Source organism: Chryseobacterium pennae (genome assembly GCF_003385515.1).
GTDB lineage: Bacteria > Bacteroidota > Bacteroidia > Flavobacteriales > Weeksellaceae > Chryseobacterium > Chryseobacterium pennae.
Genome location: NZ_QNVT01000001.1, coordinates 281475 through 296419, shown reverse-complemented (window position 1 = coordinate 296419; position 14945 = coordinate 281475). Strand labels below are relative to the sequence as shown.

9 protein-coding genes are annotated in these 14945 nt (G+C 38.8%); all 9 read left to right on the top strand.

The genetic code is table 11. The features are described 5' to 3' along the window. Window positions 1–84 precede the first annotated feature (84 nt). The 9 genes from DRF65_RS01330 to DRF65_RS01290 all read left to right on the top strand — a co-directional run bounded on the left by DRF65_RS01330 (window position 85) and on the right by DRF65_RS01290 (window position 14739). Window positions 85–1383, top strand: a complete 1299-nt coding sequence (locus DRF65_RS01330; protein WP_115968221.1) for an MFS transporter — start codon at window positions 85–87, stop codon at window positions 1381–1383. 35 nt (window positions 1384–1418) lie between these two features. Beyond that, the gene (locus DRF65_RS01325) at window positions 1419–2390 is read left to right on the top strand and encodes a glycoside hydrolase family 130 protein (protein ID WP_115968219.1); all 972 of its coding nucleotides are present in this window, start codon (window positions 1419–1421) and stop codon (window positions 2388–2390) included. 123 nt (window positions 2391–2513) lie between these two features. Further along, a complete protein-coding gene (locus DRF65_RS01320; RefSeq protein WP_115968217.1) occupies window positions 2514–4742 on the top strand; it encodes a GH92 family glycosyl hydrolase in 2229 nt (742 codons plus the stop codon). A 34-nt stretch (window positions 4743–4776) separates the two neighbouring features. After that, window positions 4777–6204 (top strand): glycoside hydrolase family 125 protein, encoded by a 1428-nt coding sequence (locus DRF65_RS01315; RefSeq protein ID WP_115968215.1) that lies wholly within the window; start codon window positions 4777–4779, stop codon window positions 6202–6204. Window positions 6205–6313: 109 nt separating this feature from the next. Then, complete coding sequence (locus DRF65_RS01310; protein WP_115968213.1) at window positions 6314–8461, top strand: endo-beta-N-acetylglucosaminidase H; 2148 nt, start codon at window positions 6314–6316, stop codon at window positions 8459–8461. A gap of 59 nt (window positions 8462–8520) precedes the next feature. After that, a complete protein-coding gene (locus DRF65_RS01305) occupies window positions 8521–10926 on the top strand; it encodes an endo-beta-N-acetylglucosaminidase H (RefSeq protein ID WP_115968212.1) in 2406 nt (801 codons plus the stop codon). Window positions 10927–11047: 121 nt separating this feature from the next. Beyond that, on the top strand, window positions 11048–11911 hold the full coding sequence (locus DRF65_RS01300; RefSeq protein WP_228438438.1) for an ROK family protein: 864 nt from the start codon (window positions 11048–11050) through the stop codon (window positions 11909–11911). 21 nt (window positions 11912–11932) lie between these two features. Then, window positions 11933–14215, top strand: a complete 2283-nt coding sequence (locus DRF65_RS01295) for a GH92 family glycosyl hydrolase (protein ID WP_115968210.1) — start codon at window positions 11933–11935, stop codon at window positions 14213–14215. Between the two features lie 26 nt (window positions 14216–14241). Further along, a complete protein-coding gene (locus tag DRF65_RS01290; RefSeq protein WP_115968209.1) occupies window positions 14242–14739 on the top strand; it encodes a cupin domain-containing protein in 498 nt (165 codons plus the stop codon). The last annotated feature ends 206 nt before the right edge of the window (window positions 14740–14945 follow it).

Here is a 14945-nt window from a genome sequence, read left to right as displayed (position 1 = left end):
CTTTCCAAAAAATTTATAGTTTCGTTTTTTAGCAGGAATGAGCTTTGAGATGTTCTCTTTTTCTTTAGAATCTTATTTTTAAATATGGGAAAAAATAGCTCCGGAACCCGTCGGATTCAGCCAATTCTCTGGATATCCACCTTATACTTTGCAATGGGAGTACCCTTTGTAACCATTAATGCGGTGTCAGGAATTATGTATAAAGATATGGGCGTTTCGGATTCGAAGATCACATTCTGGACGGCTCTTATTATGTTTTCATGGACGTTGAAGCCTCTTTGGAGCCCTTTTCTGGAGATCTATAAAACCAAAAAGTTCTTCGTTGTTTCTACCCAGTTTGCTATAGGAATTCTGTTTGCTTTGGTTGCCTTAAGTCTGCCTTTGCATGATTTTTTTAAATACAGTATTGCGCTTTTTGCAGTGGTTGCATTTTGTGGGGCTACCCATGATGTAGTAGCAGACGGAACGTATATTGGTTTTCTGACCAATAAGGAGCAGGCCAAGTATATTGGCTGGCAGGGAGCATTTTATAACCTTGCCAAGATTATCAGTAGTGGAGCTTTAGTCTATGCTGCCGGTATGTTGGAAAAAACAAAAGGAGTTACCCATGCCTGGATGATCATTATGGTGATCTATGCATTATTATTTTTTGCATTAGCGATATATCACTATTTCATTCTGCCTAAAGAAAATAAAGAAGTACAGAAAGATGAAAAGACTGCCGGAAATGTCCGTAAAGAATTATTGGAAGTCATTACTTCCTTCTTTACCAAGAAGAAAATCCTGTGGTGTATTTTGTTCATTATCCTGTATCGTTTTGCAGAAGGTTTTGCAATAAAGATTGCTCCTTTATTTTTTAAAGCACCAAGAACTTCAGGAGGGCTGGGATTATCAACCTCAGATATTGGACTTATTTACGGTACTTATGGTTCTGCAGCATTTATCCTGGGATCTGTTCTTGCGGGGTATTTTATTTCAGTCCGCGGATTGAAGAAATCATTGATATGGTTGTGTTGTGCATTCAATATTCCATTTGTGGTCTATGCATTACTGGCCTATTATCAGCCGGTTGATCTTTTACCTGTAGGAATTGCTGTGGTGGTAGAGTATTTCGGTTATGGGTTCGGCTTTGTGGGATTAATGCTCTATATGATGCAGCAGATTGCTCCGGGAAAACATAAAACAGCCCATTATGCGTTTGCAACAGGAATTATGAATCTTGGAGTAATGATTCCGGGAATGTTTAGCGGAATGATCAGTGACTGGATCGGGTACAAAATGTTCTTTATCTGGGTACTGGTTGCTACAATTCCTGCATTTCTTGTGACCCTATTTGTTCCTTTTCCTTATTCAGAAAATCAGAAAGAAGAACCAATCAATTAATAAACAAATTTTAAATAAAAAAGTAAAAATACTTTATGACAGCTCAATCAGTAATGATCCCTTGGCAGGATCGCCCGGAAGGTTGTAATGATACTATGTGGAGGTTTTCCGAAAACCCGATCATTGACAGATATGCGATACCAACATCCAACAGTGTGTTCAACAGTGCGGTAATTCCTTTTGAAGATGGCTTTGCAGGGGTATTCCGTTGCGACAATAAAGCAGTGCAGATGAATATTTTTGCTGGATTCAGTAAGGATGGAATCAATTGGGATATCAATCATGATCCTATTGAAATGCAGGCAGGAAATACCGATATGATTGAATCCGATTATAAGTATGATCCCCGTGTTACCTTTATAGAAGACCGTTATTGGATCACATGGTGTAACGGATACAATGGACCTACAATCGGAATTGGATACACTTTTGATTTTAAAGAATTTTTCCAGTGTGAAAATGCGTTCCTTCCTTTCAACAGAAACGGAGTTCTTTTTCCGGAAAAAATCAATGGTAAATATGCGATGCTGAGCCGCCCGAGTGATAACGGACATACACCTTTTGGAGATATTTATATCAGTTACAGTCCTGATATGAAATATTGGGGTGAGCACCGTTGTGTGATGAAAGTAACTCCTTTCGAGGACAGTGCATGGCAGTGTACAAAGATTGGTGGCGGTCCGGTTCCTATTAAAACCGAAGAAGGATGGCTATTATTCTATCATGGGGTGATCAATACCTGCAGAGGATTCAGATACTCAATGGGAGCAGCTTTGCTTGATCTTGAAGATCCTACGAAAGTATTGTACAGAACTAAACCTTACTTATTAGCTCCCGCAGAGCTGTATGAATTGACAGGAGATGTACCCAATGTGGTTTTCCCTTGTGCAGCTTTAACGGAAGGAGACAAAGTAACAGTATATTATGGTGCTGCCGATACTGTAGTGGCTATTGCTTTTGGCTATATTTCGGAAATTATTGATTTTATGAAAAAGAATTCAATCTGAAAATACTAAGATTAAAAAAATAGGTTAACCCGCTTAATTTCTCTCCTTTTTGGGATTTTTGTAATGGTTTTCATATTTTTAAACAAACTTTTAAATTAAAAAAATCTCTGATACTCTCTTATCATGAAAAAAGAATTGCTGATCTGTTTTTTTACTTCTCTGATTTCCATGGCGAATGCCCAAAATAAAAATGATATTTTATCCTGGGTAGATCCGTTTATAGGAACAGGAGGGCATGGACATACATTTCCAGGAGCTACTACACCATTTGGAATGATTCAGCTGAGCCCGGATCAGAATACGAAAAGCGGTGATTGGGACTGGTGTTCCGGATATCATTACAGCAGCAAAACGATTATGGGATTCAGTCATAATCATCTTAGCGGAACAGGATGGGCAGATCTTGGAGATATTTTAGTAATGCCTACTGTAGGGCAAGTGAAAATGGTTCCGGGATCAGAAGATCAACCTGGAACAGGATACCGCTCAACATTCACTCATGATAAAGAAACGGCAGCTCCGGGATATTATTCCGTAATGTTGGACAGTTATGAAGTTAAAGCAGAATTGACAGCCTCTCCAAGAGTAGGATTTCATAAATATACCTTCCCGAAGACCGATGAAGCGAATATCATTATTGATCCTACCAATAAGATCTTCGGAAATATTTATCACACATTGGTAAGTATTGAAGGTAATAACAAAATCAAAGGATATTGCTATAGTAACGGCTGGGGCGGGAAGAGATTTGCTTATTTCGTGATGGAATTTTCCAAGCCGTTTAAATCTTATGGAGTATATGCAGAAGGGAAAATAAAAAATAACGAAAAAATTGCTCTGGCTAAAGATGCGAAAGCCTTTGTTAGATTCGCTACAGAAGCCAATGAAAGTATAGAAGTAAAAGTTTCTTTATCTCCGGTAAGTACAGAAAATGCACAGGAAAACTTTGATACAGAAGCACAAAACGTGGATTTTGCCAAAGCTAAAGAAACGGCACAAAAAACATGGCGGGACCTTATCGGAAGATTTCAGGTGACCGGAGGAACGGATAATCAACGAAAAATCTTTTATACAGGAGTCTACCACACTTTTATTGCTCCGAATCTTTATATGGATGTGAACGGAGATTATGTGGCTGCCCAGGAAAATATGAATACGAAATGGTTCACTAACTATAGCACCTATTCCTATTGGGATGGCTTCAGAGCTACCCATCCTTTGCTGACTATTATGGATCAGAAGCATACTAAAGAATTCGCCAATTCACTTATCAGCAGATATACCGATCGCAAGGATCACATGCCAATCTGGGAACTTTGCGGCTATGACAATTTCTGTATGTTGGGCTATCACAGTACATCAGTAATTTGGGATGCCATTTCAAAGGGAGTTCCCGGAATTGATGCTGAAAAAGCATTCGCTGCTATGAAAGATGCGTCTCTGACAGACAAAATGAGCAGCAGTGACGGAGGAGGAGGTCTTAATGACTATATTAAATTAGGGTATTCACCTTCAGAAAACGGAGCTTCTGTTTCCGCAACATTAGAATATTCCTACGATGACTGGTGTATCCAGCAGCTGGCAGAAAAGCTAGGGAAGAAAGATGAAGCAGAAGTATACAGAAAACGTTCCATGAACTTTCTGAACACATTTAATAAAGAAAATAACCATTTCTGGCCTAAACAGAAAGACGGTAAATTCTTAGCCGATTTTGCCCTTAATGACTGGAAAAAACTTCAGCCACACTGGGTTTCCGGAAATATCTGGGCTTACGATTTCTTTGTTCCGCATCAGATAGATGAAATGATGAATCTGTATGGTGGAAAAAAAGGATTTGAAGAAAAGCTTGATAAAACATTTACTGAAGCTCTTCATATGGAAGGGGAACAGCACGTGGATATCTCTGGATTCATCGGATCTTTAGGGTTTGGAGATGAGCCGGGGCACCATGTTCCATATCTGTATAACTATGCAGGAAGTCCATACAAGACACAGAAAATGGTAAAATACATCCGAGATAATATGTATGCTGCCAAACCGGACGGAATTGTGAATAACGAAGATTGCGGACAAATGTCAGCATGGTATATTTTCTCATCATTAGGGTTCTATCCTGTTACGCCTGGAAAACCGGTTTATGCAATTGGAGCACCTCAGTTTCCCAAAGCATCTTTGCAGCTGGAAAACGGAAAAACCTTTACAGTGATTGCCGATAAGATCTCAGATAAAAACATCTATGTACAGAAAATGTTTTTGAATGGGAAAGAATACAAAAGCTGGGAACTGAACCACAGTGATATTATGAATGGCGGAGAACTGAGATTTGTAATGGGAAGTAAGCCGGTAAAATAAAGACTAATAAAAATAAACGAAATAAAAAGTATCAATGGAAAGGAGAGATTTTATTAAAACAAGTGCACTGGCAGGAGCCGGATTGCTGTTTACTCAGAATGTTTTTGCAAAAACCCTGACTACGGAAGGTTTTCCTGTTGTTCGTGTTCCTAAAGATAAAAGACATTTTACCAGTGAATCCGTAGAAAGTGCTATTGCAGCTTTTAAAAAGAAAGTAAACAATAAAGAGCTAAGCTGGCTTTTTGAAAACTGCTTTCCAAATACATTAGATACTACTGTTTTCTACAGTGAAACCAATGGTACACCTGATACTTATGTGATTACAGGAGATATTGATGCCATGTGGCTTCGTGATAGTTCTGCACAGGTTTTCCCTTATCTGCAGTTCTCAAAGAAAGATGAGAAGCTTCATAAGCTGATTTCCGGAGTCATTCACAAGCAGACAACATTCATCCTGAAAGATCCTTATGCCAACGCATTCTACAATGATGATAAGAAAATAAGCAAGTGGAAAGAATATGACCATACCGATATGAAACCGGGAACCCATGAAAGAAAATGGGAGATTGATTCATTATGTTATCCGATCCGTCTGGCATATCATTTCTGGAAAACAACAGGAGATACAAAACCTCTCGATGCCAATTGGTTACAAGGGATTAAGCTTACATTGCAGACCTTTACTGAGCAACAAAGAAAGAATGATCTTGGACCGTACAAATTTGAACGTACAACAGCTTGGGCTACCGATGGAGTTCCGATGGGAGGATATGGTTATCCGACAAAGCCGGTAGGTCTTATCAGTTCTATGTTCCGTCCAAGTGATGATGCTACAATCTATGGGTTTTTAATCCCGTCCAATTTGTTTGCGGTTGTAAGTCTACGCCAGGCAGCGGAAATGGTGTCTCAGATAAAAAATGAAAAAACGTTGGCTCAGCAACTGAACAGCCTTGCTGATGAGGTAGAGGCAGCCATCAAAAAATACGGAATTTACAATCATCCTGAATTTGGAAGAATATATGCCTTTGAAGTCAATGGTTTCGGAAGTTATAATCTGATGGATGATGCGAACTGTCCAAGCCTGTTAGGATTGCCTTATCTGGATGCAGTGAAAGCTGATGACCCTGTTTATCAGAATACAAAGAAATTTGTATGGTCGGAAAATAACCCATTCTTTTTCAAAGGAAAGCTGGCAGAAGGGATAGGAGGTCCACATATTGGACTTGATATGATCTGGCCAATGAGTATCATTATGAAAGCACTCACTACAAAAGAGAAAAGTGAGATCAGATGGTGCATCAATACCTTACAGAAAACGCACGGAGGAACAGGCTTTATGCATGAATCCTTCCATAAAGACAATGACAAAAAGTTCACCAGAGAATGGTTTGCATGGGCAAATACTTTATTTGGCGAATTGCTATGGAAAACCTTTAACGAAAACCCTGAGCTACTGACATAGCCCACAATTTTATATGGCTTATTTATTAAGATGTTTTCCTTAAAAAGAAAGGATCAGGGGATTGCTATATAAAATTCAGAAACCAAAAACACCTTAAAAAAATTATACAATGAAAAAAAAATCAATCCTTACTGTACTGATGGCCATGGCGTTTCAGTCCGGTTCTCTCCTTACTGCACAGCAGCTTAACCCTAAAGGGATATGCTATGTGGAAGTGAATAATAACAACATCCTGAACGCAGGAGCGTATAAACTGCAGACATCGAATAGCTATCTGTTTAATGTCGTCAATATTTTTGCAGCTAATATTAATTATGATACCAGCCGTGGAAGAGCCTATCTGTATTCTAATAATAATGTGACCAAGGTTCTTACCAATGCAGATACCTACATAAAACCGCTGCAGCAGAAAGGAATGAAAGTAGTCCTCACCATCCTTGGAAACCATCAGGGTGCAGGAATATGTAATTTCCCATCCCGTGAGGCCGCAAAAGATTTTGCATTACAATTAGCCAATACAGTAAATACCTATGGTCTGGATGGGATTGATTTTGATGATGAATATTCAGGATATGGAAATAATGGAACGGGGCAGCCTAATGACAGTTCTTTTGTAATGCTTGTTCAGGAGTTAAGGGCATTATTGCCGGATAAAATCATTTCATTCTATTATTATGGAGATGCCGCTTCAAGGCTTTCTTGGAACGGATTCAGAGTAGGAGATAATATTAATTACAGCTGGAACGCCATGTACGGGACCTTCTCTGCTCCTAATGTACCACCTCTCACCAAAGCTCAGATTTCTCCGGCAGCTGTATGGCTGGGAAATACTTCCAATTCTACAACAACCAACCTGGCTACCCAAACGAAAAATGGGGGGTACGGATTATATCTTTGGTATGATCTTAAAGGAACCAATCAAACTTCACAGCTTTCAGCAGGCACTCAGACATTATATGGTGAACCAACGGTTTTAAGCGGAACCTTACAGTCATGGACACAGGGAACCAATTGTGATGCACCAATCGGGTTATACACCAACAATCTTACAGGAACCAGTGTAAAACTAAACTGGGCCGCATTAGGAACCAATACGTACGATATAGATTATAAACCTGCAGCTTCCACAACATGGACGAGTGCAGCCACAGCAATTAATTCTACTTCAGTGACTGTTTCAGGGTTAACAGCCAATACGGAATACGACTGGAGAATCAGAACAAATTGCAGTGTGAAAAGTGCTTATATGTTCGCCCCTAGATTCAATAGTGGGTCAGGAACAATAACACCTACAGGCTCTTACGCTCTTTCTCTGGATGGTACAAGTGAATCAGGAGCGGCTGGAAATCTTAATCTGACAGGTTCAGCACTATCTTTTGAAGGTTGGATCAAACCTTCGTCCTTTAAATCAGGATCTCCATACATATCATCCATTATGGGAACAGAAGCTGGGGATACTAATTCAGCATTATTAAGACTTGGAGATGCCAGTGTTGCCAATAATAAACTTCAGTTTGTGTTAAGTATCAATAATGTACAGCAAAAACTTGCTTCCAATACAGCTTTAAATGCCAATACATGGTACCATGTGGCTGCAACTTATGATGGAACTTCGATGAAGATTTATATCAATGGAACCTTGGATGCAAGTAAGACACAGACAGGGAATGTAAGCTCAAACGGAGCATTCAATGTGGGATATTCATATAATACCTCCAGAAACTTCAATGGTAAAGTAGATGAGGTTAGAGTTTGGAAGCGTGCATTAAGCCCAACAGAGATTAGTCAGAATATGTGTAATATATCTGTTCCGGCTTCTTCCCTTGCAGCCTACTGGAAATTCAATGAAGGAAGCGGCTCTACTGTTCAGGATAGCTCAGGAAATGGTGCTGCTTTAAGCCTGACAGGTGTGGATGCATCTAATTGGGGAACAGATCTGCCGTGTACAGCAGGAACTTCGAAAACAACATCCACTCAAAGAACTATAAGTACAGGAGAAATCAATACTAAGGACCTAATCAAAATATTCCCGAATCCAATCAGTAAATCTTCATCATTTACAGTTTCTGTTCCCGATGAATATAATAAGGGAAAGCTGACCATCTTTGATTTTTATGGAAGAATTATGGGTACAAAATCACTTAGCACAGGAAATAATCAGTTTGAATCCTCCGGACTGCAATCAGGAAATTACATCCTTCAGTTTGAATCCCAGAATGGAAGTAAAAAGCAGACAGAGAAATTAATGATAAAATAAAATATCAGTCATTGGGCTTAGTCTCAATGGCTTTTCCTCTTAAATAAAAATAATATACAATGAAAAAAAGATTTTTTCTTATTCCCTTGATGGCCTTGATGCTTCAAGCAGGATCGTACCTCAAAGCGCAGCAGCTAAACCCTTTGGGGGTCTGTTATGTGGAAGTCAACAACAACAACATCCTGAATGCAGGGTCTTATACTTTACAGACCACCAACAGACCGCTTTTTGATGTTGCTATTATCTTCGCTGCCAATATCAATTATGATGTTTCCAAAAGCAGAGCTTACATCTCAAGCAACAATAACGTTACCAAGGTACTGAACGATGTAAATACTTATGTGAAACCTTTGCAACAGAAGGGAATCAAAGTATTATTGGATCTTTTAGGAAACCATCAGGGTGCCGGGATTTCTAATTTCCCCAACCGTGAAGCAGCGAAAGATTTTGCACTACAGGTTGCCCATACAGTTTATACCTATGGACTTGATGGGGTAGATTTGGATGATGAATATGCAGGATACGGAAACAACGGAACAGGACAGCCCAATAACAGTTCTTTTGTAATGCTTTTACAAGAGCTTAAAGCAGCAATGCCTGATAAACTGATCACATTCTATTATTATGGTGATGCAATTTCAAGACAAAGCTATAACGGAGATCAGGCAGGAAATTACATCAATTACAGCTGGAATCCTTATTACGGAACATACAGTGCACCTAATGTACCACCACTTGATAAAACAAAACTTTCTCCTGCCGCAATCTGGATACAAAATTCAAATCCACAGTCTACGCCTGCATCTGTAGTTGCTTCATCAGCAACCAGCACAAAAAATGACGGTTACGGGGTGTTTATGTGGTACGATTTAGGGGGAACTAACGTAGCCAGCTATCTGAGTACAGGATCTAATATTCTTTATAATGAAAATACCCAGTTAAGCGGGCAATTGTATTCATGGAGCCAGGGGCAATCCTGCGATCCGCCATTAGGACTAGATGTTTCCAATGTTACAGGAACTTCTGCTAAATTAAACTGGACCTCCAATGGATCCCAAACCTATAATATAGATTATAAACCTGCCAATTCAACAACCTGGACTAATGTAGGAACCAATTATTCTGGAAATAATATTACCATCAGTAATTTAACCTTGAATACAGATTATGACTGGAGAATACAGTCTAATTGTTCATCAACATTAACCAGTACCTACCTTTTTGCTCCAAGATTCAATTCAGGAAACGGATGTGTCACTCCTTCAGGTTTGGTATCAGGAAGTTACCTTGGAAATTCGGCTCAATTATCATGGGATGCCGGAACAGCATCATCTTATACATTGCAGTACAAAACAACAACAGCTCCTGCATGGACTGAAGTTCAGAATATTAACACTAATAGTTATTCATTACAAAACCTTTCCCCCAATACAAACTATGTATGGAAAGTACAGGCAGCATGCAATGGAGGGACAGTAAGTACTTATTCAGGAGAAGGAACATTCAATAGTGGTTTTGCTCAGGTAACGAGTCCGGGACCAAGGTCACTTTCCTTTAACGGAAGTACAAATTATCTGAATGCAGGACAGTTTAATCTGAGCGGAAATGCTGTGACTATTGAAGGTTGGGTAAAAGTAAATGCATTTAAAACAATTTTCCCAAATATTTCATCTGTTCTTGGTATTGAAGTAGGAGATAGTAACTCTGCCATGCTTAGATTCGGGGATGGTAACTTGGCAAATAACAAGCTGCAGTTTATATTGAGTTTTGGATCATCTCAGATGAAGATGAATACGAATACAGCATTTAATACAAATACATGGTATCATGTAGCTGCAACATATGATGGAGCAGCGATGAAATTATATATCAATGGTAATCTTGATGCCAGTGCACCGGTTACAGGTAATTTTACTGCAAACGGTATCCTTTATTTAGCAAGAAACTATGATAATAACCGTGCCCTTAATGGTTCTTTGGATGAATTCAGAGTGTGGAAAAGAGCATTAACAGCCCAGGAAATTATGGATAACAGCTGTAATGTGGCACCCAACTCACAAGGTCTGGAAGCGAATTGGAAAATGGATGAAGGAAGTGGGATAGGCGCTTTGGATGCTACTGCAAATACTCATTTCGCAACACTGGTAAATATGGCTGATACCAATTGGAAAACAGAGGTTCCTTGCAACGGCTCTCTGTCTGTAACAGATACCGAACCTGTAAAAGAAATCAATACTGTTTATCCGAACCCTGTTAAAAGAGGAAATGACATTCACTTTATGGTTACCGGAAATTCCAGCGAAGTTTCATTCTATGATATTTCAGGAAAATTATTGAAAAAACAGGGTATTAATCAAAATAATAACACAGTGAATACACAGGATTTAACCAGTGGTACTTATATTTACAAGATTACATCCTCAAAAAATAAAGTAGTATCATCAGGTAAAATCATTGTAAAATAAAAATCAGTAAATAAGGAATTTATCTGAAAAATAGAAAATAAAAACTGTAAAGCAGGCAGATAATACTTTCTTGTTTGTCTGCTTTTCTCAATCAGTAGAACAGCTTGAATTTAAAATAAAAATGATGCAGAATATATTAGGAATCGATATTGGCGGGTCGCATATTACACTGGCGCAGGTAGATCCTGAAAAAAAAGAGATTATGACTTCAACGTATGTAAGAGAACATGTCAATTCATTTGATCACAAAGAAGCTATTTTCTCAGCCTGGACTTCGGCCATTGAAAAAGGAGCTCATAATCTGGTGAAAAGTGACCTTTTAATAGGAATTGCAATGCCCGGACCTTTCGATTATGAAAACGGAATATCCCTTATGCAGCAAGGAAAATTTATTGATATCTACCACATCAATATTAAAGAAGAATTAGGCAATAGATTATCCATTTCTCCAAAGCAGATTCATTTTGTAAATGATGCCGCTGCCTTTATGGAAGGGGAAGTTTTTGGAGGCTGTGCTCAGGGTTTTAAAAGAATTTTTGGAGTAACGCTGGGAACAGGGTTGGGAACTACTTTTTATAACGGAGAATTTGCGACAGATGAAGACTTGTGGGATTCACCATTTAAAGATTCTATCTGTGAAGATTATCTGGCAACACGTTGGTTTGTGAAACGGTTTGAGGAGTTAACGGGAGAGCAGATTTCAGGGACTAAAGATCTTTTGGATAAACCTTCAGCAATACAGAAGCAGATATTTGATGAATATGCAGATTCCTTCTCTGATTTTATTGTGAAATATGCAGAGCCTTATAAACCGGAAGTTTTAGTTATAGGCGGAAATATAGCGAAGGCTTATCCTCATTTTGAACAAAGGTTTATTCAAAATATAACACAGAATAATATTAACTTGCAGGTCAAAATTTCGGACATCTTTGAAGATGCTGCCATTCTGGGAGCCGCTAGCTATGCATTAAAAAAGCTTATATAAATTAACAAACGAAACGATACAATGAAGTCTATTTTTTCTACTTGCTTTCTTTTATTACAGGCCTTGGTTTTTGGCCAGAATGCATCTCCTGTAGACTATGTGAACCCATTGATGGGAACCCAGTCTAAACCTTCATTATCCAACGGAAATACGTATCCCGCAGTGGGGCTTCCATGGGGAATGAACCTCTGGACAGCACAAACTGGGAAGATGGGCGATGGCTGGGCATATACTTATGATGCCGATAAAATAAAAGGATTCAAACAAACCCATCAGCCTTCTCCCTGGATGAATGATTATGGTGCATTCTCCATTATGCCGGGAGTGGGAAAATTAAAATTCAAAGAAGAAGACAGAGCAAGTTGGTTCAGCCATAAAGCTGAGGTAACCACTCCTTATTTCTATAGCGTTTATTTGGCAGATATCAATGTAACCACTGAGTTTACTCCCACAGAAAGAGCTTCTTTTTTCAAATTCGATTTTCCAAAAACAGATAGTGCTTATGTTGTTGTTGATGCATTAGACAAAGGTTCTTACATCAGGATTTTGCCTAAAGAAAGAAAAATACTGGGATACACTACAAGATATGCATCAGGAAAATATGAAAATTTTAAAAACTATTTTGTCATCCAGTTTGATAAAGAGTTTGAACTGTCAAGAACCTGGAAAGATGATAAACTGATCAGTGATCAGTTGGAAATTACCAGTAATCATGCCGGAGCTGTAGTTGGTTTTAAACTGAAAAATAAAGAAACAGTTTATGCAAAAGTTGCTTCTTCATTCATAAGCTTTGAACAGGCTGAACTCAATCTTAAAAGAGAAATCGGAAACAGAAACTTTGAACAGGTAAAGACCGATGCCAAAAATATCTGGAATAAAACCTTAGGGAAAATTGAAGTAAAAGGAGGTACAGACCAGCAGATGAGAACCTTTTATTCCTCACTGTACAGAACCTTATTTTTCCCGCAAAAATTATATGAAATTGATGCCCAGAATAAAATAAAACACTGGAGTCCTTACAATGGAAAAATTACAGACGGGAGAATGTTCGCAGGAACCGGTTTCTGGGATACTTTCCGTGCTTTATATCCCTTCCTGAACCTGGTATACCCAAGTATCAATGTAGAAATGCAGGAGGGATTAGCAAACACTTACAAAGAAGGAGGGTTCTTACCAGAGTGGAGCAGCCCGGGATATTCTGATGTTATGATTGGAAATAATTCAGCTTCCGTCGTGGCAGATGCCTATATTAAGGGGCTTCGCGGTTATGATGTGGAAACTCTTTGGCAGGCAGTAAAACATGGTGCCAATAATGAAGGCCCTATTGAAGCCGTTGGCCGTGCAGGAGTAAAATATTATAATGACTTAGGGTATGTTCCTTACGATGTGAAGATTGATGAAAATGCAGCCAGAACGCTAGAATATGCGTATGATGATTTTGCTATTTATGAACTAGGAAAAGCATTAGGAAAACCTGCTTCAGAAATTGATATTTACAAAAAAAGAGCGTATAATTACAAAAATCTGTTCGATAAAGAAACAGGATTGATGCGTGGCAAAAATAAAGACGGTAACTTTCAGAAGCCATTTAATCCTTTCAAATGGGGAGATGCCTTTACAGAAGGGAACAGCTGGCATTATACCTGGTCCGTTTTTCAGGATATCAACGGACTGTCCGAGCTGATGGGAGGGAAAAAGAAATTTGAAGCCAAACTGGATGAGGTTTTTTCATTGCCACCGGTTTTTGATGATAGCTATTATGGCGGAGTAATCCATGAGATCAGGGAAATGCAGATCATGAATATGGGACAGTATGCCCACGGGAATCAACCGATCCAGCATATGATCTATCTGTACAATTATGCCGGAGCACCTTATAAAACCCAATATTGGGCAAGACAGGTTATGGATAAACTCTATCAGGCTACTCCGGATGGTTATTGTGGTGATGAAGATAACGGACAGACTTCAGCATGGTATATTTTCTCAGCACTGGGTTTCTATCCGGTAACGCCGGCAACGGACCAGTATGTATTGGGAGCACCATTGTTTAAAGAAGCAACGATCCATTTGGAAAACGGAAAGAAAATTGAAATAAAAGCCCCGGAAAACAGTGCCGAAAATTTATATGTCAAATCATTGAACGTAAATCAGCAGCCTTATTCCAAAAATTGGCTGAGCCATAAAGAATTAATCAAAGGAACGGTTTTAAACTTTAAAATGGATAGTAAGCCGAATGCAGACAGAGGATCACAGGAAAAAGATTTCCCGTATTCAATGTCAAAAGAAGAATCAGGTAAATAATTTTTAATTAAGAAAAAACAAACTGTATGAGTACAGAAAAAAAAGAAATATTCGATAGAGTGGAAAAAATGCTGCAGACACAAGGGTTTACCATTGCAGCAAAAGATGAGACCAGACCATGGGGAGGCTTTTTTGTCATTGATGAAACCCAGGCGCAGGATTTTGCCAATCAGTACTTTGATGGGATTGATGTCGAAAACCTGAGAATAGGCGGGAAGCTAAGCCCAAAAATTCTTATTGTAGCTCCGGAAGCAAGATTAAGTTGGCAGTACCATCACAGAAGAGCAGAGATCTGGCAGGTAGTAGAAGGAACAGTAGGAATCAAAAGAAGCAATACCGATGATGAAGGAGAACTTGGAGAATACCATCCAACGGATCAGGTAAAACTTCAGCAGGGAGAAAGACACAGACTAATCGGTTTGTCAGGCTGGGGAATCGTAGCAGAAATATGGCAGCATACTGATGCCTCCAATCCTTCAGACGAAGATGATATCGTAAGAGTACAGGATGATTTTGGAAGATAAATACCAATAAGCATATTCATTTCTTCCCTTCAAGGCATGGTAAGCTAAAGGGAAGAAATGCTATGCAAATACCGATCATAAAATACTCCTTTTTCAGATTCTATATTTCCTGAATTTCCTTTTCTATAAGGCCTTATTTCTGAAAATATTTTTCCCGCTTCATCTGTTCATGATGAACTGAAATTATTTAAACCATTAAAATCGCT

Bases quoted from the DNA above. Each gene is read 5' to 3' on its own strand.
- DRF65_RS01305 (WP_115968212.1), top strand. From the start codon at position 8,521: ATGAAAAAAAGATTTTTTCTTATTCCCTTGATGGCCTTGATGCTTCAA.
- DRF65_RS01310 (WP_115968213.1), top strand. From the start codon at position 6,314: ATGAAAAAAAAATCAATCCTTACTGTACTGATGGCCATGGCGTTTCAG.
- DRF65_RS01330 (WP_115968221.1), top strand. From the start codon at position 85: ATGGGAAAAAATAGCTCCGGAACCCGTCGGATTCAGCCAATTCTCTGG.
- DRF65_RS01300 (WP_228438438.1), top strand. From the start codon at position 11,048: ATGATGCAGAATATATTAGGAATCGATATTGGCGGGTCGCATATTACA.
- DRF65_RS01320 (WP_115968217.1), top strand. From the start codon at position 2,514: ATGAAAAAAGAATTGCTGATCTGTTTTTTTACTTCTCTGATTTCCATG.
- DRF65_RS01315 (WP_115968215.1), top strand. From the start codon at position 4,777: ATGGAAAGGAGAGATTTTATTAAAACAAGTGCACTGGCAGGAGCCGGA.
- DRF65_RS01325 (WP_115968219.1), top strand. From the start codon at position 1,419: ATGACAGCTCAATCAGTAATGATCCCTTGGCAGGATCGCCCGGAAGGT.
- DRF65_RS01290 (WP_115968209.1), top strand. From the start codon at position 14,242: ATGAGTACAGAAAAAAAAGAAATATTCGATAGAGTGGAAAAAATGCTG.
- DRF65_RS01295 (WP_115968210.1), top strand. From the start codon at position 11,933: ATGAAGTCTATTTTTTCTACTTGCTTTCTTTTATTACAGGCCTTGGTT.